Source organism: Terrimonas alba, assembly GCF_042434975.1.
Lineage (GTDB): Bacteria > Bacteroidota > Bacteroidia > Chitinophagales > Chitinophagaceae > Terrimonas_B > Terrimonas_B alba.
On the sequence record NZ_JBHMQM010000002.1, the window covers coordinates 965,548 to 989,912 of the forward strand.

General features: G+C 41.0%; 14 protein-coding genes. 9 read left to right on the forward strand and 5 right to left on the reverse strand.

What is annotated here, in order from left to right; translation table 11 throughout:
* Positions 1-2 precede the first annotated feature (2 nt).
* The 7 genes from ACFEL9_RS08880 to ACFEL9_RS08910 all read left to right on the forward strand — a co-directional run bounded on the left by ACFEL9_RS08880 (position 3) and on the right by ACFEL9_RS08910 (position 16,838).
* Positions 3-923 (forward strand): hypothetical protein, encoded by a 921-nt coding sequence (locus ACFEL9_RS08880; RefSeq protein ID WP_385888554.1) that lies wholly within the window; start codon positions 3-5, stop codon positions 921-923.
* 25 nt (positions 924-948) lie between these two features.
* Complete coding sequence (locus tag ACFEL9_RS08885) at positions 949-9,516, forward strand: DUF6443 domain-containing protein (RefSeq protein WP_385888557.1); 8,568 nt, start codon at positions 949-951, stop codon at positions 9,514-9,516.
* A gap of 1 nt (position 9,517) precedes the next feature.
* A complete protein-coding gene (locus ACFEL9_RS08890; protein WP_385888559.1) occupies positions 9,518-10,315 on the forward strand; it encodes a toxin-antitoxin system YwqK family antitoxin in 798 nt (265 codons plus the stop codon).
* 188 nt (positions 10,316-10,503) lie between these two features.
* On the forward strand, positions 10,504-13,044 hold the full coding sequence (locus tag ACFEL9_RS08895; RefSeq protein WP_385888561.1) for a beta strand repeat-containing protein: 2,541 nt from the start codon (positions 10,504-10,506) through the stop codon (positions 13,042-13,044).
* A gap of 155 nt (positions 13,045-13,199) precedes the next feature.
* Positions 13,200-15,260: a hypothetical protein gene (locus tag ACFEL9_RS08900; RefSeq protein ID WP_385888563.1), complete on the forward strand. Its 2,061-nt coding sequence runs from the start codon at positions 13,200-13,202 to the stop codon at positions 15,258-15,260.
* A 244-nt stretch (positions 15,261-15,504) separates the two neighbouring features.
* Positions 15,505-16,335: a hypothetical protein gene (locus ACFEL9_RS08905; RefSeq protein ID WP_385888565.1), complete on the forward strand. Its 831-nt coding sequence runs from the start codon at positions 15,505-15,507 to the stop codon at positions 16,333-16,335.
* Positions 16,336-16,409: 74 nt separating this feature from the next.
* Entirely contained in the window at positions 16,410-16,838 is a 429-nt protein-coding gene (locus tag ACFEL9_RS08910) for a hypothetical protein (RefSeq protein WP_385888568.1), read from the forward strand.
* Between the two features lie 46 nt (positions 16,839-16,884).
* On the opposite strand, the gene ACFEL9_RS08915 is transcribed toward ACFEL9_RS08910, so the two are convergent.
* Positions 16,885-18,144: a glycosyltransferase family 87 protein gene (locus tag ACFEL9_RS08915; RefSeq protein WP_385888571.1), complete on the reverse strand. Its 1,260-nt coding sequence runs from the start codon at positions 18,142-18,144 to the stop codon at positions 16,885-16,887.
* 71 nt (positions 18,145-18,215) lie between these two features.
* Entirely contained in the window at positions 18,216-19,775 is a 1,560-nt protein-coding gene (locus tag ACFEL9_RS08920) for an NAD(P)/FAD-dependent oxidoreductase (protein ID WP_385888574.1), read from the reverse strand.
* Positions 19,776-20,329: 554 nt separating this feature from the next.
* Here ACFEL9_RS08920 and ACFEL9_RS08925 point away from each other — a divergent pair.
* Complete coding sequence (locus ACFEL9_RS08925) at positions 20,330-20,806, forward strand: energy transducer TonB (protein ID WP_385888576.1); 477 nt, start codon at positions 20,330-20,332, stop codon at positions 20,804-20,806.
* Between the two features lie 341 nt (positions 20,807-21,147).
* Positions 21,148-21,303 (forward strand): hypothetical protein, encoded by a 156-nt coding sequence (locus ACFEL9_RS08930; RefSeq protein ID WP_385888579.1) that lies wholly within the window; start codon positions 21,148-21,150, stop codon positions 21,301-21,303.
* Between the two features lie 132 nt (positions 21,304-21,435).
* Here the strand turns inward: ACFEL9_RS08930 and ACFEL9_RS08935 are convergent, their stop codons facing one another.
* The 3 genes from ACFEL9_RS08935 to ACFEL9_RS08945 form a co-directional block, all read right to left on the reverse strand.
* Positions 21,436-21,894, reverse strand: a complete 459-nt coding sequence (locus tag ACFEL9_RS08935; protein WP_385888581.1) for a hypothetical protein — start codon at positions 21,892-21,894, stop codon at positions 21,436-21,438.
* 247 nt (positions 21,895-22,141) lie between these two features.
* Positions 22,142-23,305 (reverse strand): DNA-binding transcriptional regulator, encoded by a 1,164-nt coding sequence (locus tag ACFEL9_RS08940; RefSeq protein ID WP_385888583.1) that lies wholly within the window; start codon positions 23,303-23,305, stop codon positions 22,142-22,144.
* Positions 23,306-23,525: 220 nt separating this feature from the next.
* On the reverse strand, positions 23,526-24,359 hold the full coding sequence (locus tag ACFEL9_RS08945; RefSeq protein ID WP_385888586.1) for an ROK family protein: 834 nt from the start codon (positions 24,357-24,359) through the stop codon (positions 23,526-23,528).
* Positions 24,360-24,365 lie beyond the last annotated feature (6 nt).

A 24,365-nucleotide genomic window follows, 5' to 3' on the forward strand; every position in this document is an offset into this window, starting at 1 on the left:
TTATGCTTAATAAAAAACTGATCAAAATCTTAACTGCGCTTACTCTTTTCATTGCGCTGACATTAGTCTACACTTTTGCACAAAAAGGTAAAGCCGGTGATGTTGAGCAATCGGTAAAGGAAGAAAAAAACAATGAGGAAGTTGAAAAAACCGGCACACCTACCGGGGATGATCCGTGGAAAGAAATGGATAAGCTGGTAAATGTTTACTACGGCGCCAGTGGCATTACTTACAAGGGATTGGTAAAGCTGATTGATGATAATGGTGACCAGGAAAAAGTAATGGAAGAACATGGGTTTGAATATGCGTTTTCCGGGAACAACTTCCAATACTCGCTGGACTCCATGGAATTCGTCAGCCAGGATAAATATATCGTGGCCATTGATCATCGCAGCAGGTTGATCACGTTATCGGCAGCCGGAAAGCAACAGGCGGGTACCCGGCTTTTTGACATGGAAGAATTCAAAAAGATAATGCAGGAGCAAAAAGCCAATGCGGAAGTTACCCAATCAGGCAATGAAAAAATGCTGACCATCGATAATATCCAGCATCCGCAGATACAGGGTTACCGCATTTATTATGATCCGAAAACCTATAAGATCAATAAAATGCTCATCGGGGTGTTGCGGCTTTCACCGCTGACCGACGAAGAGGAAAATTATATAGAAGACAATAGTCCGGTTGCAAACGGAAGTCCTGCTAAAGAAGCGGAAACAAATGAAGCAGGCACGGAAGAAGAAACAGAAATAGATGCCTACAGTTATTACGTGGAGATCATTTACAGGGAAAGACATGAGCTGTCAGCAGGTGAGAAAGGGTTTAACCCCGTACAAAAATTTGTAAAAATCAGTAAGGATAAAGTTGAATTACAACCGGCATTTTTGACCTACCAGTTGCTGAGTACAACTGGACAAACTGAATAGCTTAACCACTAACCGGCACTGACGAATGAGAATATTGCAAAAAAAATACAACCTGGTAACAGCGGGCAGACTGATCCTATTTGGATTACTATTTTCCTGTTTTGCCGGAAAAGCGCAAACCACAGCCGAGCCTTATATCAACGAGCTGAAGGGCCCGCAGGTGGCTGTCGATAGCTTTTTCACCGTCGCTGATGAAAAATTTAATAGTACCGCCTCATGGAGCCTGATCAACCAGCATATCAGTGTGGATGATATCGTTTCTTTCGAGATCAACTTCGATACCTCGGTCTATTTTTACAACCAGCCTTTTGCCTGTACGGTTAATTTTAAGATCTATCTCTACGGCAACCAGGCCGATACCAGCCAGATTACCGATTCTGTTACCCACAGCAATGTTTCATTGGATGTACGGTATGACACCGTTACCGGAAAACCGTACAAGGGCATTGCTCTTTATAAATTCAAGGATGCACACAAATTCAAGGTCAAGATACTAAGCATAACTTCAGCAGAGCTAAACCCCATTCCTGCTATATTCCGGGTAAAAGGGCAGATCATCGTCAACAGGAAATATCACTTTAATGATAACAGCACGGATATAACGAGTTTTTCAGTGGTTAATGGCAACCAGTTAAAATTAGACTGGATACCCTCTTTGTATCCCGGCGCTGAAATGTTTGACCTCGAATATACATTTATAGACAAGCATACACAGATTGCCAATTCGATTGAAACTTATGCCAGCGGGAGCAACTATACCGGGGTGCCAACTGACTCACTGGCTAAATGGTTTAAAAATAACAGCTCCAGGATAACGACATCTGATCCTAATTACCTGGTGAATATGGCTTATGACAGTGGTTATGTTTTGTTCCGTATACGAGGTGTACAGATCAGTACAGACAATGTACGATGGGAGGGCAACTGGAATTATAATGCGAAAAGAGCTGGTAATAATTGTTCGGCTGTAGTGAAGATTGACGGGCATGAACAAAACCTCAACTGGCAATTTTCGGTTTCATTTGCTGAAGAAGGAAAGCGAAAAGAAGTGATCAGTTATTTTGACGGCAGCCTTCGCAACAGGCAATCGGTTACGCTTACCAATACAGATAATAAATCGGTAATACAGGAAACAATTTATGATGCTTTAGGCCGGCCGGCTGCTGCTATCTTGCCTGCGCCAACCGATGACAGTACCATTCATTATTTCCGCGGTTTTAATAAAAATGGCAATGGCACGGCTCCTTATAGTTTTGCTGATCTGCTGTATGCTGATTGTAATACAACTGCCGACAGTATAGATTACGAGTCGGGCGCAGGAAGATATTATTCTACCGCCAATCCTTTCCTCAATCAATATCATTATGCCAAATACATTCCCAATGCAGGTGGTTATCCATTGACTGTTACAGAATACATGGCTGATAATACAGGCCGTATCAAGAAACAAGGTGGAGTAGGCCCTGCATTTCAACTTCATTCCGGGCATGCAACAAAATATTTTTATGGCAAGCCCAATAGCCAGGATGAACTTGACCGTTTGTTTGGATCAGAGGCCGGAATTTTTACGCACTACCTGAAAAATATGGTGATTGATGCCAACAACCAGGTTAGTGTAAGCTATGTGGATGCAAGTGGTAAAACAGTGGCTACCGCTTTGGCCGGTTTAAAACCAGACAACCTGCAGGCCTTGCCTTCGAATACCGAAGGAACTGTTGTTACCATAAACAGCGAACTGATCACTCCCGGTGATTTCAGAATCAATACCAGCGATTATTCACTCACGGCTTCCGCTACTTTCCTTGCGCCCGTTACAGGCGATTATAAGTTTAAGTACCGGGTTGATCCTTTACGATATTCCAAACTCTACGGGCCCGATAAAGACAGTACCATCTGCAGCAATTGTTATTATGATCTTGAAGTATTGGTAAAAGATGATTGTAACAATTTATTGATGAGAGATACAGTACCGGCAGGTAATGTTTTTGATACAACCTGCAATCCTTTACCTCCTGTCATTGAAGATTCTGTTACTGTTGGCATACCAAACATAGGCGAATACTATATTACCTATATCCTTAGAGTAAGCAAAGATGCTCTTGACTTTTTCGATAGCACTCATCTTGTCAAAAATTCAGACATTAAAAAGTTGAACTATTTTTTGCTGGAAGAATTGAAGAATACTGATTTTACAGGATGCTACAATAACTGCGAGACCTGCATTGATGAGTTGGGAGAAAAGGATGAGTTTTATGCCCGGTTCAAATCTATGTACATAAATGATTCTGTTTATTTTGATGCGCAGGATTCGTTGTACATAGACTCGTTGTACCAGTCACTGCTTGCGCATTGCCAAAGCATACAAGCAGGCTGCGGTGATAATGTGTGCGATGAAAAACTGGCCATCCTCAAACTGGATGTTTCACCCGGCGGCCAGTATGCTTTGTACAGCGATAACTATACTCTTCTTGAACCAACGATTAATGTTTTAAATAGGCGAAACCAGATCAGCTATTTCGTGGATGAAGAAGGCAATCGTGATTCCATCATGCTTTATGATCAGTATGGTGAGGACTCAATAAAAGTGGATGTAAGAAATTTGAGCGACTCCAATTTTATCAAATACTGGAAAGATAGCTGGGCTGATTCACTCGTAAGATTGCATCCTGAATATTGTTACTATCTATGGTGCGTGGCTAACACAGCCAGCTCCAAGTTTGACAGGGACATACAGGATTGGGAAGCTGATACGGCCATGGCCCGTGATTGGTTTGATCCCAACGACTATGAAGCGCTGTTGAAAAAAGATCCATTCTTTAATGGCGGTGGCGGCAGTGCATTATATAATAAAATGAAGGATTCGCTACGGCTGTTTTCAAGAACGATGGTGAGACTGGCGCAAAGTGATAAGAATATATTGCAGGTTGTGGATATTGTTTTGTATTGCAACCAGCAATACAATGGCTGGGATGCCTGCAACCCCGACAGCAGTTGCCGCAGCCGTAACCGTGAATGGTTTATGTACCAGCAATGGTATCTCAATCTGAAAGCCCGTTTTTATGAAGAAGCAAGAAGAACCAGCAGCAATCCAATATTTGCCAACTGTGTCAATTGTTATATTGGCGACGATGTAGCGAGTCCGTTAATATCCTGCCCTGACACGGCTGACTTCTCAATAGTTTCACCGGTAAATGGTACAGATACGGTGTTTTATAAAGACGGAGTTTTGCCCGGTGTGTCAAAAACTGTTTATGTAAAAGCAAAAGGACATACTACTTCGGGCGGCACTGTGTTTGAATCCACATTTGTATTCAAACCCGGAGATAGATTTAAAGAATACCCCAATGCAAACAGTATCCTGGATTCAATAACTTTTGTATCCTGCGATACCTCGGCCTATTCTTCCTTTGTTGATTCTACCTGTAACTATAGCTGTCCCGGTGGTGTGTACAATCCGTATGACCGTGACAGTCTCTCTTTCTTTGTGCAATATGGTAATCCCAATACATCACCCTCGGGTGTGCCATCGGGTTATGGTGCATGTCGCTTCTATGCCGTGTTTGATTTAAAAACAGGAGCTACAACATCCTGCAAATTCTTTAATGTATGGGTTTGTGTGTACGATTCCACTTGTGGTGGTATTTGCAATACTCCGCCAACTTATCCATCTTCTTGTCCGTCTGATACCAACGCAGTACACTATAAAAATAAACAACGTCGTTACCCTGAATATGTCAACCCTGACCAGTTTATTAATAATGCACAAAACAGTAACCCGCAACAGTCATCAGATGAAAGCCTTCAATCTATATTGGATGAATGTGCTTCTAACTGTGAAGCGCAGGCAGATGTTTGGATCAATTCATTATCCCGTTGCGTGGCCGACCCGTCTAACCCAACTGATTCATTAAAGCTGGTAAATTTGAAAGCAGCACTGATAGAGGTATGCTCCAAAGGCTGCTCGATGGAGAGAATATTTGGTGCTTCTACTATTCCTGAAAGCATTCCTGCTACTTACCACAGCTTTGAAGAAGCCATCGTTGGTATATTAGGATCAGGTGCATTGAACGACTCATGCACTGCCGAACTGCTGGAACAGCCTTATCCATACGATAAGCAACCAGTAACAATTGAAAAGCAGATCATGCAAACCGATTATGCTATCTGCCAAAAACTCAATCAATATAAGGCTTCGTGGACAGCTTCAGGTTCCGCTCTTTCTTTCCATAGCTGGCTAAAGACTAATTACAGTGGCGTTTATACACTCGATTCACTGGAGTTGGATGATATGCTCAATAGTTGCACCAATTGTAATGGCATACTCAAAGATGATATTGTATTACCTGTTCTCTTTGATCCGGGTTCTTCGCCTTGTCAAAGCTGTGATTCGATAGAAACAGCTTTAACGGCATTTCAAACTAAGTTCCCGGCCATAACCAGCAGCGATGCTGATTATGAAACCCTGTTCCGCAATTTCTTTAATCATCGCTTTGGTTTTTCACTTGGCTATGAGCAGTACAAAGCTTTTCTCGATAGTTGTGAGAATGCATCGTATGCGTTTACACTTTGCAACCAGGCCGCTGCGGAAGAACAAACCATTACCGGCACTTCCAATAGTTGTATGGCCGACCTGTTTGCTACGGCACTTACCAATGCTACGGCCACTTATATTGCTTACATTGATTCGGTGCGGCGTGACTTCCGCGATGCATGGATGACCAAATGCCTGAATGTGCAGCCGAAGCTGAATATGACGGCTGACCTTTATGAGTATCACTATACCTTATATTATTATGATCAAAGCGGCAACCTGGTAAAAACCATTCCGCCCGAAGGTGTGCAATTGCTGAATGATGAAGACCTGCAACTGGTAAAACTGCATCGCCTGCTGCAAAGTGAAGGCTGCTATCAATACTCTGACAGCATCAAGTTTAATAACAACGGGCAAATTGAATGGGATAGCCTTGCTGCTTTTGAAGCGCAACCTTATTCCATCGAGATGCGCATCAATGCCAGTTCTTTTGCGAACCAGGTATTGGTATCCAAGCTGAGCGAACTGGAGTATGATACTTCAGCTACTGCAGATCCTTTTTATCGCCATGCCGGTGTTGTTTTAAAAATAGAAAGTAATAAACTGGCCGTTGCGCTGTATGGCATCAGGCCCGATACAACGCAGAAGTCATATCTCGCTGCATCGGTGCGAAATGTTTCATCGCTTTTTGCATTGAATACATGGACACATCTGGCATTGCAATACACAGGGGATACACTTAACCCGGTGCGTATCTACATCAATGGCAACCCGGTTACTTTAACAGCCAGTGTGAATGATCTTACCGATTCGCTAACGCTGTCGGGATCGGCGCCGCTGATTGCCGGTTCTCATAGTGCAGCTCACCTCACACTGCCCGGTAAGCTGCGGGGCAGTATTAAAAACCTGCGCATCTATGATCGTTTGCTATCAAGTAATGAGATGAGGCAGAATGCATTTAATTTCTGCCAAACACCATCGAGCCAGGCGGGCCTGTTGTTTTGGTCAGCGATGAACGATGCTGCCGGCAACCTGGTGCCTGAGATGATCACAAGAAGCACGGGTGTATTGACAGGATTTACATGGCAGCCTTTTGCCGGTGTGTTCCCCGATCATGGTTTGCCAACGGTTTACCAATATAATTCACTGAACCAGGTGGTGCAGCAATACAGCCCTGATGGTGATACATCTGTATTCTTCTACGACAGGCTGGGAAGGCTTACTGTATCTCAAAACAAAGAGCAAAAAGAAAATGCATCGTACAGCGGAGCAGCCAACCGCTTTAGCTATACAAAATATGACGGGCTGGGGCGCATAACAGAAGTGGGTGAAAAATCAAGCCCCTCTGCCGATATACGCACTATCAATATGCTGGATACAACCGCTGTGAAAAACTGGCTGGCCAGCGGTACCGACAGGCAACTGACAAAAACCATTTATGATGAACCGGTAAACCTGGAAATACAAACCATCAGCACCAGCCGCAAACGGGTAACGGCAAGCATTTATCTCGAAAATAAAAATGATACCGAGGGCGACTCTACTATTTACAGCTATGATATAAATGGCAATGTAAAAACACTGGTGCAGCATGTAAAGACATTGGTGGCTGTTGACGCCAGCAATGGTAAAAAGAGAATAGATTATGATTACGACCTGGTAAGCGGCAAAGTAAATAGTGTAGCATACCAGCATGGCAAGGGCGACCAGTTTTATTACCGCTATAGTTATGATGCCGATAACCGTGTGGTAAGCAGCTATAGCAGCCGCGACAAACTGGTATGGACGGAAGATGCCAGCTATACCTATTACCTGCATGGCCCGCTGGCCCGCACAGAGCTGGGGCAATACAAAGTGCAGGGTATTGACTATGCCTATACACTGCAGGGATGGCTGAAAGGCATTAATAGTTATGAACTCGATTCTGCAAAAGATATAGGGCAGGATAGTAAACCGGGTTCCATCTTTGCAAGAGTAAGCCGTGATGTATATGGTTTCTCATTGGGTTATTATAACGATGACTATACGCCCATAGGCACAGGCGCCAATGCATTTGCATTAACCTACCAGCCCGTTACGCCTGTATCATCTGCCAACTCAGGCAACCAGCTATTTAATGGCAATATCAGCTATACTACGCTGGCACTTTCTAAAATAAGCAATGGCGCTGTGGCCGGTTATACGTATAACTATGACCAGCTTAACAGGCTGACGGAAATGAACCGGCATACTATAACAGCCGGCGCCGGCACCTGGAGCAACAGCTCGATCATTACCGCTTATAGCGAAAGAATAAGCTATGATGCCAATGGTAATATTTTAAAATACCTGCGCCGCGGTGCAGATGCTACCGGCCTGCCATTGGATATGGACAGCCTTGGCTATAAATATAACCGTGATGCCAATGGCCGGCTAATAAATAACCGGCTGAACCATGTAAGAGATGCTGTGAGTAGCAACAACTATACTGTAGATATAGATGACCAAAGCAGCAGCAACTATACTTACGATTTAATCGGCAACCTGAAAGCTGATGCTGCCGAAGGGCTTTCTAATATAAACTGGACGGTATATGGAAAAATAAAGAAGATTGATAAAGCCGCAGGCTCCGATATTGAATATGGGTATGATGCCACAGGTAACCGCACTGTAAAAAAAGTATATGGCGCTTCCGATACCCTTACTTATTATGTAAGAGATGCACAGGGCAATGTGCTGGCTGTTTATACAAAGAAAGGAAGTGATGCACTGCGGTGGAATGAACAACATCTCTATGGTAGTAGCAGGTTAGGTATTTGGCAATGGGATACTATTGTGCCTACTGCGCCGCCGGTTGTGGGTGGAGCAACTTATCTGTATGATAGCTTATTATTGGGCAGCCGTGCTTATGAATTGAGTAACCATTTGGGTAATGTATTAAGCACTATTAGTGATAAGAAGATTGGCAACGACAGCAGTGGTGTAGTGAATTATTATATGGCAGAAGTTCTTTCACAAAATGATTATTATCCTGGCGGGATGGAAATGCCTGGAAGAAAATGGAATAGTGGAAATAGCTACCAATATGGCTTTGGAGGGAAAAGAAAAGACAATGAGATGTATGGCGAAGGAAATGCGTATGATTTTGATAACAGGATTTTAGATCCTCGTTTAGGAGGAAAATGGTTAAGTGTTGATCCATTGCAACACAAATATCCAGGAGAAAGCCCTTATCTCTATACAGGCGGTAATCCGATTATATATACTGACCCTGATGGAAGAGATAGGATAATAACAATTACATTAATTGGTAAAGATGGAACAACAACACAAATTCAAAAAATAGATAAAAGCTATTTTAAATATAGCTGGTCATTGAGGGAGGATGGCTTCTATTTCAGGAAAGAAGATGTGAAACAAAGCTTGACAATTGACCTTAGGGGCATTGAAGAAAATGCACAATACAGTAATTTCAAAGACATCGTTAAGTCTACTTCTGAAGATGTAAATACCCAATATATTGGATTTGGAGAATACTTAGATGGCCAAGTGCGGGGTGATAACAGCGATAACGTGTCCTACGGGTATCGCATTTATGGAAAGGGAAAAGATACGGAGTGGCAAGAGGGACTTCCCACTGCAGCACCAGGAACGGAATCAATAGATTTAAAAGATTGGTTAGGTCTTGCGGGATCAATGAGTCCAAATGATAGTCCCAGAAAAATGTTTGATAAGATAATCAATAAGTTTGGAGGGATTCAAGGATCTGATGCGAAACAGCTAAAAAAGGCCGTAGATATTATGGTTAAGCAAATTGAGGGAATAGTTGGTACTGTTAAAAGAACCAAAGCTATAATTGAGCAGGTTGATAAGATTAAAGGAAATAATACTCCAAGTAGTGAACAAGGGAAGTCACAGCCGGTTATTGTGCCTGTGAATAAAACAATATATACAAAAAACGGATATAAGTACAAATCTGAGGGCAACGGACGTGGCGGTACTGTAGGTGAAACTAAGGATAGTACAAATGCAACTGGTGACACAACTTACCGCATAAAAACTGAATATAAGAAAAGTCAATAGCATGAGTAAAAGCTGTTTAATAATTATGCCTTTTCTTTTCTTATTCTTTTCTTGTAAAGAAAAGGATACTCTTAAATACATTAGAAAGTATAAAGATGGAAAGCTCGATAGTGAGGGTTATTTTTTAAATGATACTACTAAAATAGGCCTGCATAAAACATTTTTTATCAACGGAAATATTAAAACAATTGACAATTACGATTCTTTAGGAAACTTAAATGGTGAGTCGTTATTTTTTTATGATAACGGTAAATTATGGCAAAAGCGATTTTTTAGAAACGATTCTTTAACAAACGATTTCTTCGAATATTATCCAAATGGAAATCTTAAAACGAAGGCTTACTATTTTCTGAATAAGCGAGTAGGGGATATTTTTTTTTATAGAGAAGATGGAACGCTAAGTAACTACAACTTCATCGATTTTAATGACCGCAATTTGATATACGGAGAATATAGTCGGGGAATTCGAAAAGCAAATATTTTAGAAGGAGCTAATCAGTTTATGGAAGATTCTTTACTGGTTTCATCGGATAATTTTATTCATAAAGATTCACTTCAGATTTATTTATTAATTGCTCATGTTCCATTTACGCAAGCCAAAGTAAAAGTAGTAGAGTTGGATACGATAAATCATTTATTAAAAGAACATTCTATTTCTGATACAAGTTCTTTTTATAACTTAAAATTTAAAACTGAAGCTTCTTTAAAGCTTTTAAGAATAATTGGCACCTTATACGACTCTGTAGAAGGGAAAAAGAAAACAATAATATCTGACCACAAAATAGAAACAATCGAATAATCTCCTTCGCAGCCGAGTCTGGCAAAGCCGACTCGGCGTGCTACGGAGCAAGAAAGTTTAATGAAAAAACAGATGACCTGCCTGCAGGCAGGCAGGTGCCATGAAATGAAAAGCCAACGATTGAAGTAGATAAAAGAAGATCAGTGTTAGACATAAAAGCAAATGAAGTAACTATACAATTTGGTTCAATGAAGAAACTACTGCTTATCCCGGTTTTGTTGCTGGCAGCCATACTATCCCATGCTCAATACATTCATAAAATAAAAGCCGATAGTGTGCTTATCACCAATGATTCCTGCAATGCAGAATTGAATTTGGAGAATAGTACAAAAGATACACTTGGCTTTTTGTATAATAAAGGAAAGGGAAGGACGGAGTTTCGGCGAGGGCTTATTAAGATTAACGATAGCCTGTATATTATTGGCAGTGATACATTGAATACTGCAAAAGGTGCCGCCGCCCTGCTAAATGGCAATTATATACAAAATCAAACAGCTGCCTTACAAGCTGCGGGATCAGGTTTTTTTATTGAAAAAGGCATATTCGGACAAAGTGCTGCCAATGGAACAACAAAGTCAAAATTGACGATCGACCCTACTAATAGTTCTTATCTGTTTAATATCACTGGTGGTAATAGTACAAATCCTCATAAATTATCACATGGTATAATGACGATGGATTTGACTTCGGTGAACACAGTCGGAATGAAGTTGTTTAATGTTGCGGGTACACCCAATACAGGAATTATTCCTTATTATATAAATCTTACGGATAATCATATGACCTCATCGGCAACCGGCTTTGACTTATCTTACCTGAGAACTGCTGCCGGTATTAACTACTCTACCTATGGTTTTAAATCAACCGTTGATAGTTACGCCGGTACTGGTTATGCATGTTATGCAAATGCAACTGCGACAGGAGGTGGTACGGCATATGCTTTTTATGGAGCAGCCGGAATGAACTATTTTTCAGGAAATGTCGGTATAGGAACACTTCCTACTTCGGCGTACACATTAAATGTTCTTTCAAGTACAAATGCATCCTCACAAATACAGCTCGTTAATGGGGCTTTGCAAGTCACGAAGTCTAATTCCCAGGTTGCATCAACTTATCAATCATGGGCAAGAACATCTCCGACGTCTACCTTCCGCCTTCAATATCAAAATGCCAATACTTCGTATTCAGGCGTCCCTGAAGTAGGAACGCTGAACGGTCACAATATCGGAGCATCATACTTTGTTACTACCGGTGCGCATTCATCCGGCAATGGCCTGGCCACATTGATATTCGATGACCAAACTTCTGCAACGAACCCCAATTCACTCATTATGATGCTGGATAATGGGAAAAGGCCAATGAGCTGGAGAAAAGATGGTTCAACTACTATATCATCAGATGGTTTGATGGCTCATTATGTAGCAGGAACTGACGTTGCCGGAAACAGGTTAAAATTGTCAGGCGGCAGATCTACAGGTACAGGTGCAGGCGGAAGTATTGAGTTTTATACTACTGCTGCGGGTGGTACTTCAGGTACAACCGTGAACAATGAAATGCTAAGGATGAAATTGTTGTCTAACGGCCGGCTTTTGCTAAACACAAGCACAGATAATGGCCAACAGCTGCAGGTATCCGGCAATACTTTATTGAATGGACATTTAACCGTATCAAATAATACAAGCTACGCTGGTACCACTATTTATGGTAAAGTGTCAGTAATTGCGTCGGGCAATCAGAGCACATCCTTTGGCAGCGTCTTTACAAACGAAGGTTTAGGTTTAAGCAATACTTATGTAGGTGCCAGTGCGGGCAGATTTTTGAATTCAAGTTCAGACTATAATACAATTGTGGGAACAGGAGCAATATCCGCAGGCTCAACCCGGGATGTTGATAAGACCACAGCGTTGGGATATATGGCATTAAACCAGGTAACAAGCAGTTCGAATACCGCGATAGGAAATCAAAGTTCCGCTGCGTTAACGTCGGGCACCGGCATAACTATAGGCACATTAAGTGGAAATGATATTGCAACGGGAACTGATAATATCATAGTCGGTAGAAGCGCTTTTACTGCCTCTGAGTCCGATTGGACAAACTGGGGGAGTGTACAGCATAGTAATGTTATTGCTATAGGCCATTATATTAATAACGGAGCCAGCTTTGGGCAGCCAGGCGGCAGCAGTTATGCTTCCATCAATCCACCTACTATTACGAATAGCATTATCCTGGGCAATGGTATCGCCACCGACAAGTCTAATGCAATAATATTGGGTAAGGTTAATCAATCAACATACATTGCATCGCTTGACACAGATCTCACGCCTCCATCTACCACCGGCACTACAAAAATGGTGATTGCAGATAGCGAGGGCAAATTAAGTATCGCAAATGCACCCGCTTCTGTTAACTATACTCCACAAACATTAACGGATGGTGCCACCATTACATGGGATGCTTCCAATGGCATCAATGGAGAAATTACATTGGGTGGCAACAGAACTCTTGCTTTTTCGAATCTGACTTCTGTAGTGGGTCGTACTTTAAACCTTATAGTTTCACAGGATGGAAGCGGCAACAGAACGTTGACTTTGCCATCTTCCTGCAAGGTTGTAAATGGCGGCAGTGGTGCATTGTCATTAAGTACAGCAGCTAATGTTGTTGATATGATATCTTTTTATGTTCATTCAGCATCCGTAGTATTTGTTTCTTATGGTAAAAATTTTAATTAAGCGGGTATGAAAAAAGCTTTACTTCGCAGCCGAGTCTGGCAAAGCCGACTCGGCGTGTTGCGGAGCAAGAAAGTTTAATGAAAACAGATGACCTGCCTGCCGGCAGGCAGGTGCCATGAAATGAAAAGCCAACGATTGAAGTAAAATTTGGTTCAATGAAGAAATTACTGCTTATCCCTTTTTTGTTATTAATGGCATTGCTATCCGATGCTCAATACATTCATAAAATAAAAGCCGATAGTGTTTTAATCACTAATGATTCCTGCAATGCAGAGCTAAACCTGGAGAATAGTACAAAAGATACACTTGGGTTTTTGTATAATAAAGGGAAGGGAAGAACGGAGTTTAGGAGGGGGCTTATTAAACTCAATGATAGTCTTTACCTGATAGGTGGTGATACACTAAAGTTAATTGGTAGAGCTCCGGCAAGCGGATCCGGCAACTACATTCAAAATCAGTTTCAACAAAAACAAACCGCTAACGCTTGGATTGATACGTTAAAGGGACAAAAATTAATTTCCTCTGATACCTCTGGAAAGGTTACCACTATCATCAATGAAGGAAAGATATATATTACTGCCCGTGTAAAAGATGCCGACACTTCGACGGCTGATCTGACAAAGGGAGGCGGCTATTGGGGGGCGCAGGGTGGACCTTACGGGGAAGATGCTATATTGACGGTATCGCAGCCTGCCAGTCGTGGCTCCTACGATCTGTGGGGAGGTCCCGCTTTTAATAGCCATGTATATCGCAATATTGACACTTTTTTTAACAAAGCACGGAATGGCGCTAATCTTTTGTATTATATGCCCAATGCTAATTCACTGTACATGATACATAGATTTAAGGGTTATCCGTCTTACCCTAATTATACGCTTCATACCGATGATTGGAGAAACCATAATCTTTGGCTTACCTCTAACTTTGGTAAGACAAGTGGCTCCACTGGAAAGTTCAAAGCCACCTTTGGCGGTGCTGGATGGGTTAATATGCTTAATTATATTGATTTTAATAATAATTCAGGTGGCAACCGATATGCTGGCGCTGTGAATTGGTATCAGGCAGGATGGCAGGTAAACAGGGCGGACACCTTTGATAATGTTGTTTTTTACACTTATATGATAAATCCAGTTGGTTCGAAAACTACTGGATCCGGAGCAAGGAATCTTATAGGCTACTTTGCCCCAGCTTTGGCAGCTTCCAATACGGCTGACAGGTATTGGTCATTTCAACAGGTGGGGGTCAATGATAAAAATTATTTCGCAGGGCAGACCATGATTGGAGATTCAAACTTGGTAAATGCGGACGTACATAAGTTCTATGTAAATGGTTCCTCCAAGTTTTCGGGAAACATTTTGCAGCCAACAGGACGAACCATTTTGGGTGGGGCGGTTGATGACGGGATTAGCTCTTTGCAGTCAAAAGGAGCTTCGAAATTTACAATGCCTAACAATACGAGCATTTATTTTGAAAGCGGCCCTGTTCATAATGGAAGCCAAATAAGGACAAGTAGCTATATGCAGTTGAACCCACAGCCAGCGGCGGGGCGTGGCTATGTAATGATACAGCACCCAACAACACCATCTTTAAGATTAGACAACACAAATGACCCGGATACAACGGCAGCCGGGCCAAACAGAACTGCCATTTTTGATGTTTTTAATCTTAAATCTCTTAAGGGGCGGCTTGACTTATTAATGGCAACAAGTGGTTGGGGGAATCCTGGTATAGGGGAAAATGTAAAAGCTGGCGATATAAAAATATACTCCGGAGTAAGTTCGTACAACTACGAATCACCACTTACAAAAACAAATTATAATATTCATTTAATGAGCACGGGTGACGGGTACATAAGGTTTAAAAACGGATTAAATGAAGTTGGAAGATTTTACGGTGCCGGTTTGTTGATAGGCGACACCTCTATTGTCAATTTAGGTTCATATAAAATTTATGTGAATGGGGCAAGTAAGTTTTCAGGAAACATTTTACAGCCGACAGGACGAACCGTTTTAAGCGGGGCGGTTGACGATGGCGTAACAGCATTACAGGTAAATGGTGGAATTAAGGCAAATAGTTTAAACCTTCCAGCATCAACAGCACCAACAAGTTCAAGTGATCCCTCCGGTAGTGACGGAGATATTAAGCGGGATGCAAGCGGCAATATTTATCTACGAACATCAACTCAATGGCTAAAATTCACAGGCGTAACATTTTAATTGTTTCGTCCAAAGCCCCGGTTCGTGTCTCCACGAACCGGAACCAAATAAGCTAATTGTATAGTCGAAGATATTTTTAAGCATAAATGCAAGCCAGATATTGAAACAGGTGCTGTGTTTTTTGTCAAAATATTGGTTCGTGAGACACGAACCAAGGAGCCGGATCAAAAGAAGGAAATAATAAATAAAATCGAAAACTGTTATCTTCTCTCCATGGCAACTAAAACTAAAATCACTATAGTCAATGAGAAAAATATTGTTTATCCTGGTATTGTTATTGGCATCCATGCTTTCCCATTCTCAATATATTCATAAAATAAAAGCCGATAGTGTTTTAATCACCAATGATTCCTGCAATGCTGAGCTAAACCTTGAAAACAGTACAAAGCATATACTTGGCTTTTTGTACAACAAAGGCAATGGCAGAACGGAGTTCAGAAAATCAATGATAAAAGTAAATGATAGTGTATATGTTTTTGGAGGAGATACACTTAGACTGGGTAATCTGTCCGGCAGTTACATTCAAAATCAAAACGCATCAGGACAAAATGCAAATTTTTGGATCACAGGAAATGGGCGGGTAGATGGAAAAATTTTTGTCAAAGATGCGGCTATTGTGTCAAGCTCAAACTCCTCCGGCTATGATATTGTTTTTAATAGTAATCCGGGTTTTTATCAATCAATTGAATTTGGGTTTCCTTCTAATCCTTCTTACCAAAATAAAGGATTAAAGTTCATTGAATACCAAGGAGCGAGTTGGGTTTGGGCCGATGGAAACAATGGCGCAAATAATAGATTTTTAAAAGTGGGTGGTTCAGGGGGGATAGATATTTTCACAGGTGGCAGCACAGTAAGGCTCAGAGCAGTCGCTAATACAGGCAATATATTGATTGGTAAAACGACGGATGACTCGTTAAATAAATTACAGGTAGAAGGAAACATAAGTGTTAACACCACTCTGCGTACTCCTAATGTCTCTGGAACAAATATTATTGGTAAAACATTAAAGATAGCAGGGGAAAAAGTACAGGCTCAGCCGCAGGAGGCAACATTGAATTTTACACTACTCCTGTAGGTGTTAGCGGCAGTACATTAAATAGTGAAATACTGAGGATGACACTATCGGCTTCTGGCAACTTAGGCATAGGCATGACACCAACCGCAAAATTACAGATTGCTGCTGGGTCTGCATCGACAGGCATGGCTCCAGTAAAATTAACGGCTGGCACCAATTTGAGTACACCTGAGAACGGAGCTATCGAATACGATGGAACGAATTATTTTGTTACTTCTGCAAATACAAGATATACATTAGCTAAAACGCTGACCGCCTCTTCAACGCTTGATTTTGCCAGTACAGCAGCGCAAAGTGGATCTAATCTTACTGTTACAATAACAGGTGCAGCAGATGGTGATGCAGTAAGTCTGGGTGTCCCCAATGCTGCAGTTAATGACAACAGTTCTTATAGTGCCTGGGTAAGCGCTGCCAACACTGTGACGATACGATTTAATAACAATTCGTCAGGAACAATTGATCCTGCAAGTGGAACATTCAGGGTTTCAATTGTTAAATATTAATTCATTCAATTTATTTCATCTCTTAATCTTATTGTTTACTTGTACGTCAGGTTTTGCTGATCTCCTGTTGTAACCTATTGAATGGGCTGGTAAAAAATATATTATAAATGGTGATGCCTATAAAAAGAAGCTCTGCACAAACAGCCTGGTAAGGAAAAACAAAAGGAAAATTATGCAATAATAATAAGCCGGTTATTAATAGAATAAATTGAGGCTGGTTAAATCTGCTCTGTAAAAAAATAAGTGCTAACGGAAATACCCATTGTATCAGGTTATAGCGACCACGTGGCACTGTTACAAATAGTTCCGCCAGGAGATACAGCAGGAATGCAAAAAGAAATAATGATTGAGGTGTAATATCTTTTTTTTGTACTTTGAAAAAGAAAAAACAGAGGATAAAAACCACTAAGGCATATAAGATATACGACTGATTTTGTGAAATAGTAATGCCTGTCTTTTTTAAATAATCATATACAGTATCTAATGAACTAATATTAAAACCCTGCCCCCGACCCAGGTTATCTGCCCCTTCAATGACAGCAGGTTTTGTATATTCTTTTGCATTACTATTTATATGTGCATTGCCAGTGTATTCATTGCTATATTCATGCATCGCTTTAAAATAGTCTTTCCAAAGAGATGGTTGCGGTAACACAAACATGAAACATCCTGCTATAAAGCCTGTAATACATCCGTACACCCATTTCTTTTTTCCGCTTAGTAAAAAGACCAAACCAATGATAGCGGCAAAAGGGCGGAATAGTATAAAAAAGCCGCCGATAAATCCCGATAATAGCATGCTATGCTTACTGGTTGAAGTGTATAAGCTGTATATAAGAGCAAAGAGGAAAGCATAAAATATGTAAATCTGGCCACGTTCAATATTTAGCAACCAAACATCTGTAGCTATCAAGCCGATCAGCAATACAGAAGTTGGTACAAACGCCAGAAAGCTGTCTTTGTTTTTTAGCAAAACAAATAGAGTGATAAAAGCCAGGATAAATTGCACAATCGTCCATATTATCCGTATCATCGGATATGACTGCCAGGATAAAGGATAAATTAAATACAGCATTGCAGGTGTCACGACACTCCCATTTACCAGTCTGTTTGCATGGTCATTGGGATCTAACAGGTATTCGCCATCCGCAGGATTCCATTTATAGAAATAAGGTGAATGGTTAGTAGCTAACAAGCGGGAGGCTATCACACGGATGCGAAGATCAGTACCCCCATTCTTGTTGGTGAAATAAAGTGATTTGAATATCGTTAGCAGGAGAAAAAATCCTGTAATACAAATAATCAAATATCTTGTGATTTTTGGCAATGTATAGTTTATAGCGGTTAAAAATATTTCTTTTATAGCATGGATCAGTATTATTCCTGGTAATCCTGCTCACTATTTATATCCCATATATTTTGTTTGCTGGTTGAGTTTAGTATAATGTTATCAACGGCTGCCATAGCAGTAAGCATAGAGTGGTCTGCATTATTATATTTATGCATACCGTTTCTCCCTATGAGAAAAAGATTTTCGAACTGATCAAGATATTCCCTGATGAGATGAAACTGGTTGTATGTTCCAAAATAAGCCGGATATGTTTTTTCCATACGTATCAAAGTATGATCCAGTACATCTTCTTTTTCAATGAGGTCGATTTTGGCCAATTCATGAATAGCGATTTTTTTAATCTCTTCATCACTCAGTTGCCAGAAAGCGTCCTCCTTATTGCAAAAATACTCAAGACCCACCCAGGTAGTACTGGGATCTTTAACCAAATACGGACTCCAGTTATTGAATATTTGCAGCCGGCCTGCTTTTACCTCATTTTCCTGGATGTATATCCAATTATCTTTTATAGTTTTATTTTTATTTCCAACTTTTAATTTTTTAACCAATAATCCGACAGTGATAAAATCCCTGTATTGAAGTCCTTCAGCAACTTTTGCTACTTGTTCCGGTACTCCGGTTTTAATACCTGCAATCAGCTCTTTTACCGGCATTGTAGAGAAGAAATAGTCGCTGTTGAATATCATGGGCGTACCATTTTCAGGAACGGCTTCGACAGAGATAATCTTATTTTTATTTGTAGTTATTCGTGTTACGTCCTGGTTATAATGAATTTCACCGCCTTTGGCTTTAATAATGTTAGCAACTTCTTCCCATAATTGACCGGGCCCGTATTTAGGATATAAAAAACGTTGTATTAAACTGGTACTCGTATCCTTTTGGGCAAGGTCTTCTTTTTTGCGAAAGGGCAGTTTCTTTTTGAGGGAATGCAATAAAGCTTTTGTTATTGATAATTCCTTGATTCGCTGGGCACCCCATTCAGCAGGTATTTCCGAGCAAGGAATTCCCCATACTTTTTCCGTGTAATCTTTGAAAAAAGTGCGGTAAAGATTTTTGCCAAACCGGTTGATAAAAAAATCTTCTAAAGTTTTTTCATCTTTACGAGGGAAAAGCCTGATGTACGAATAAGAAAAGAATATGCGAATGATCTTTGTAAAACCTAATTTCCTGATAGTGTCCCATGATATAGTAACAGGGTAAGTAAAAAATTTTTTTAAGTAATAAATATGTGAAACCCTATTCCTGACCAGCATCACCTTTTCTTCGTTTTCATTATTGCTGTTTGAATAATTACGGGGAAAAATTTGTGTCTGTTTGTTTTGATAGTGAAGTGAAAATTCCTCCGTCTCTGTTTTTTCAAGTGAAAGGATATTGAGCCACCAGCGCATTACTTTCTCTGACTTGGAAAAAAAACGATGGCCACCAATATCTATACGGTTACCCTTATAATTTACAGTTTTTGATAATCCCCCGGTGTCGCTTGTTTTTTCGAGAATGATCGGTTTAATATTTGTTTTATGTAATAGCTCATAAGCGGCTGTAAGCCCTGCAGGCCCAGCTCCAATAATGATAGCTGTTTTTGACATTTATTTTTTGAGAAAATTGTAGTAGTAAATGATAAGTAAAAGATATTATAATTTATTACTGAAATAAGTAATAAGTTAACCAAACAAAGATAAGCAATGGACCTAAATGCTATCGTTTTTGCCCGGCTAATTAATAATTTGAGGTGCCAGGAAAACTAATGAACTGATCGATATTGAGCAAGAGGCTTAGTCCAATTCTTTTAATGTTATGTTTCAAATGGCCTTGTGTTTCGGATTTGTGGCATTCGCAGCGCTCCGAAGACTGGAGAATAAGTCGTCTTTTACGTCATGATGATTGTTTTAAGAGTAACAACTTGTGTTTTTCAAGTTCGAAATTTACCTTCGCTGCCAATTCTTAAAAATAAATAAACAGCCAATCTTTAAACTTTACCAGATGATCCGGACCTCAACACTAATCGCATTGTCCTTGCTGTTTTCTTAGAGTTGAAATTGAGGCTGCCTTTCCGGGCGGCGAACAGGCATGGCGGAAATTTCTTGAAAAGAACTTAAATCCCGGTGTACGGGTAGATAACGGGGCTCCCTGTGGACGGTATTTGATCATTGTTCAATTTGTTGTCAATAAAGAAGGCCGTGTGTCCGATATCACAGCGCTGACCAGGGAAGGATACGGAATGGAACAGGAGGTGGTACGCATCATGCGCAAATCAGGTATGTGGACTCCCGCCATACAGAACAGTAGACCGGTTAATGCGTACAGGAAACAACCCGTTACTTTTATGACTTCCCAGGATGGTTTTAATATTCTTACAAAGACACCTTACGTACTTTATGCTGATGCAAACAATGAGCTTACCATTGACGTGGACAAAGTAAAACCGGAAGACCTTGAGGCAACCATTTCGGAAGGAACTATTATCTATAATGAAGACGGCAAATTCATCGCCCGTGTTTCCAAACCGGGAAGAGTGCTGGTCACTGTATTTAATAAAAAGAAAAAAAATAAAGAGATTGGTGCGATGAGCTTTGAAGTAAGAGCCGTGAATTTGCCACCTGCAGGTACAAAATCGTAAAATCAAGCTGGCTGCTTCAGGCACATCGCAATTATGAATACAGATCATACTGAACTTGCCGAAGCATGACATCTTCCTCAACACTACATGAATCTTGCAGCGCCTCTTTTTCGCCATTTGTCAACCTCGTTCTGCTGTAAACACTACAAGCGAAAAAGTAGCGCCTTTCGTTGCCCCGCATGGCACGATGAAGAGTCTTCGACCTTCCAATCCGAAAATGGGAACGGCTCACAATTCAATAGGGTAATCACGTGCGTTGGCCCGGCAAAACGGCGGAGCCATCGTGTTTGCCTTGATCTTTTTGTTTCTTTTTCCATCTAAGGGAAAAAGAAAAGAGAGAAATGATTGTAAACACTACAAGCGAAAAAACAGCGCCTCACATTGCTTCCAACAGCAAGACACAGGGACTTTATCCTTCCATACCTAAAACGGCAACGGCTTACAATTCATCAGGCTCATCACGTGCGTTGGCCGACCCGATTGTTATCGGGGCTTGATCTTTTTGCCTGCCTGCTAGCAAGCAGGTTTCTCCAGAGCTTGCCGAAGTATTCCATCTAAGGAAAAAGAAAAAGAATAAAAATCATTTATAAACTCCATACTCCTATGCCCGCATGTCATCAGTCTTCTCATCACGGCGCCGGCACATCACAACAAAATTTCTCCTTACTGATTTTCATGTCACCAAACAACAACAACAATACTTCCTCTCCAAACAATATCCTCTCACTACTATTCTCTTTTGCTAAAACAACAGGGATATCCTTCACCCACTGCCGTTGCAACAAATCCCTCACTTCCTCGACTGTTTTATTTTCTTTGAGTAACCGCATCGCCTGGCCAGTAAGTTGGCGATACGAAACCAAACCTTTCCCGTCTTCCTTTATTTTCCGGTATATAGCAGCAGCAATTTTAGCCGCTTTACCAAGCAACCCTGCATAGCGCATGGTTTCCCGGAATGCCGGATCCCGTTTTACCCGCTTCCTGTCCAAACTGCTTTTGGCCCGGGCATAATACACCCCATCCATTTTATAAAAACAGATGCCGTCGATGGTACCCCTGATAAAAAACGGGCCGATTTGTTTTGCCATACTTCCAAATTACAAATCGGCTGCCACAAATCATAGTGGCCGATGTCCATATGGGCCATTTATGCCATTTATGCCGATTTTGCCGTTTTTGACCGGCGTTCTCCCTGCTGTATGCCCGGTTTCATGTAGGGTTACAGTAGGGATACTCCCTATTAACGTCAGGGTAAAAGCGCAGCCGGTAAATAGCTGGCTCGTGGGATGCAACCTTTAGGATTGCATCCCGGATAGTGATGAATCATAAACTCACCTACTTATTCGGCAAATGTTTCTTCCGGTATTCACCGGGGCTGCAACCGTGAATTTGCTTGAATTGACGGGATAAATTATTGGTGAGCGTTATGCCCGCATCGAGGGCAATTTCTGAAATTCTCTTGTCTGTTTTCAGCAAACGCTGCGAAAACCGCTGCATCTTCAATTTTAATATATACTGGTATATACTTGTTCCCGTTACTTCATAAAATCTCTTTTCAAGCGATCGCCGCGAGGTAGGAATTTGCGTCAAAACATTGCTCACGTTAATGTTCTTCTCTATGTTTTTATGAATGTAATTCAAAGCAACGGCAATATGCGCATTGGTGGTAGCGGTGATGTCGGTGGATTGACGGGTGACAATATAAGTGGGCATCACCATCACATTTCGTGGTTTTTTTATTTTGCCCCGGAGCATCAGGTCCATTAGCCTGGCGGCTTCATATCCTCCCTTCTCTGTATCAAGGCTGATACTCGATATAGGAGGATCTGATAGATTGCAGGTCATTTCATCATTGTCTACTCCCAGCACCGCTACATCTTCCGGTATTTTGATATTGGCATGTTTGCAGGCTTCTGTAATATGCTGCGCCCGGGCATCATCGCAAGCCATGATTGCAATAGGCTTGGGAAGCGATTTTAACCATTTACTCAACGCCGAGGGTCTATAAAGCCAAAAATCAGTCACGTGTATTTCTTCATGTTCAAAATTGTATACTTCAAAACCACGTGTATTCAAATATTCTTCAAAACCTTCCAACCGTTCCCTCGACCAGACAATATCCCGAAAGCCATAAAAGGCAAAATGCTTGAATCCTTTTTTTACAAAATATTCTGCACCCATTTGACCTGTTTCATAGTACCCGCCGGTAATATTTGGATATTCATCAAACCGCTCTTTAAAATCTTCCAATATCAACAGGATACCTGAGTCCGCAATTTTTTTTACATCCCGGGTATTATCCAATTGCGCTATGATTCCATGGGCGCCCCATTCTTTCGCAAACTTCAATATTCCTTTAATACCAATTTTTTCCCGGTAATAAATGGGCATGCGGCAAAATAAAGCAGGTTCATTTTCCTTATAATAATTCACGATGCCTGATAAAAGGCTCTGACCATATTGTTCAGAGATATCGAACAACAAAATAATCTTATTCATTGCAGTGGTAAAATGTGTTCATTCAAACTTAATACAATTTGAAGAATTTGGTTTTACTATACTTCATGGCGTATCACAGATTTTCGTTTTTCCAAACCAACCCCAATTGAATTTCCTTTATGCGAAATCACTTCTACCCCTCCGACGGAGGGGATGCAGAGTTCATTAATTGTAACAGCGAAAAACCCAACACTGCGAAGATTTGGAGCGCACCCCTTATTCATTGCCTGGAATAAGCCATAGCAGCGGCTCCTAGAATGGCAATGTTTTTTACCGAAGAAGGGCGTATCTGTACTTGTTTAAGCAGGCCGGGATAGATAAAATCACTCATGCTCTGGTACATCGAGGTTTCAAAAAAAGGAAAGGCATTGGACAAGCTACCACCAATAAATATTGCTTCAGGAGCATAGGTATATAATATCACCTTCATTACCTGTCCTAAATGATGTCCATACGATGCCCACATTTGTAATGCTGATTCATCTTTGTTTAAGGCAGCATCGTAAGCTGCAAGGGCAGTAGTGGAAAAGGTTTCAAAAAAAGCGCCGCTGGCATAAAACTCAAGGTTCTTGTCCAGGTAAGGGATATAACCTATTTCACCCGATCCGCATTGTACACCTTCATACAATTTATGATCGATGATAATGGCTGCCCCAAGACCTGTGCCGATAGCAATCGTCACAAAAGAAGAGAACGAGGAAGCCTGTCCAAATAACTGCTCTCCGAGAGCCAGGCAATTCACATCATTATTTACAAACGTCGGAATGCTAAACTTGTCCTCCAGTATTTTTTTCAGATCAACTTTTTTCCAGGAAGGAATATTAACGACATCATAGACAATTCCTTTTTTTGTGTCGACTATTGACGGAACGCCGATACCGATTCCTTTTATGTCATAGCTGGTAAAAGAAGAAATGCTGGAAAACAATTGTTGAAGAGTGCTCTCTAACGAATTTTTTTCGGAAAGTTCCGACTGATGAATTTGAAGGATTCTGCCATTGTCAACCAACCCAGCCCGGACATTTGTGCCTCCCAAATCAATTCCAATGATCATGATTTG

Coding starts and splice junctions, on each gene's coding strand:
- ACFEL9_RS08880 (WP_385888554.1), top strand. CDS start 3: ATGCTTAATAAAAAACTGATCAAAATCTTAACTGCGCTTACTCTTTTC.
- ACFEL9_RS08885 (WP_385888557.1), top strand. CDS start 949: ATGAGAATATTGCAAAAAAAATACAACCTGGTAACAGCGGGCAGACTG.
- ACFEL9_RS08890 (WP_385888559.1), top strand. CDS start 9,518: ATGAGTAAAAGCTGTTTAATAATTATGCCTTTTCTTTTCTTATTCTTT.
- ACFEL9_RS08895 (WP_385888561.1), top strand. CDS start 10,504: ATGAAGAAACTACTGCTTATCCCGGTTTTGTTGCTGGCAGCCATACTA.
- ACFEL9_RS08900 (WP_385888563.1), top strand. CDS start 13,200: ATGAAGAAATTACTGCTTATCCCTTTTTTGTTATTAATGGCATTGCTA.
- ACFEL9_RS08905 (WP_385888565.1), top strand. CDS start 15,505: ATGAGAAAAATATTGTTTATCCTGGTATTGTTATTGGCATCCATGCTT.
- ACFEL9_RS08910 (WP_385888568.1), top strand. CDS start 16,410: ATGACACCAACCGCAAAATTACAGATTGCTGCTGGGTCTGCATCGACA.
- ACFEL9_RS08920 (WP_385888574.1), bottom strand. CDS start 19,775: ATGTCAAAAACAGCTATCATTATTGGAGCTGGGCCTGCAGGGCTTACA.
- ACFEL9_RS08930 (WP_385888579.1), top strand. CDS start 21,148: ATGATTGTAAACACTACAAGCGAAAAAACAGCGCCTCACATTGCTTCC.
- ACFEL9_RS08935 (WP_385888581.1), bottom strand. CDS start 21,894: ATGGCAAAACAAATCGGCCCGTTTTTTATCAGGGGTACCATCGACGGC.
- ACFEL9_RS08940 (WP_385888583.1), bottom strand. CDS start 23,305: ATGAATAAGATTATTTTGTTGTTCGATATCTCTGAACAATATGGTCAG.
- ACFEL9_RS08945 (WP_385888586.1), bottom strand. CDS start 24,359: ATGATCATTGGAATTGATTTGGGAGGCACAAATGTCCGGGCTGGGTTG.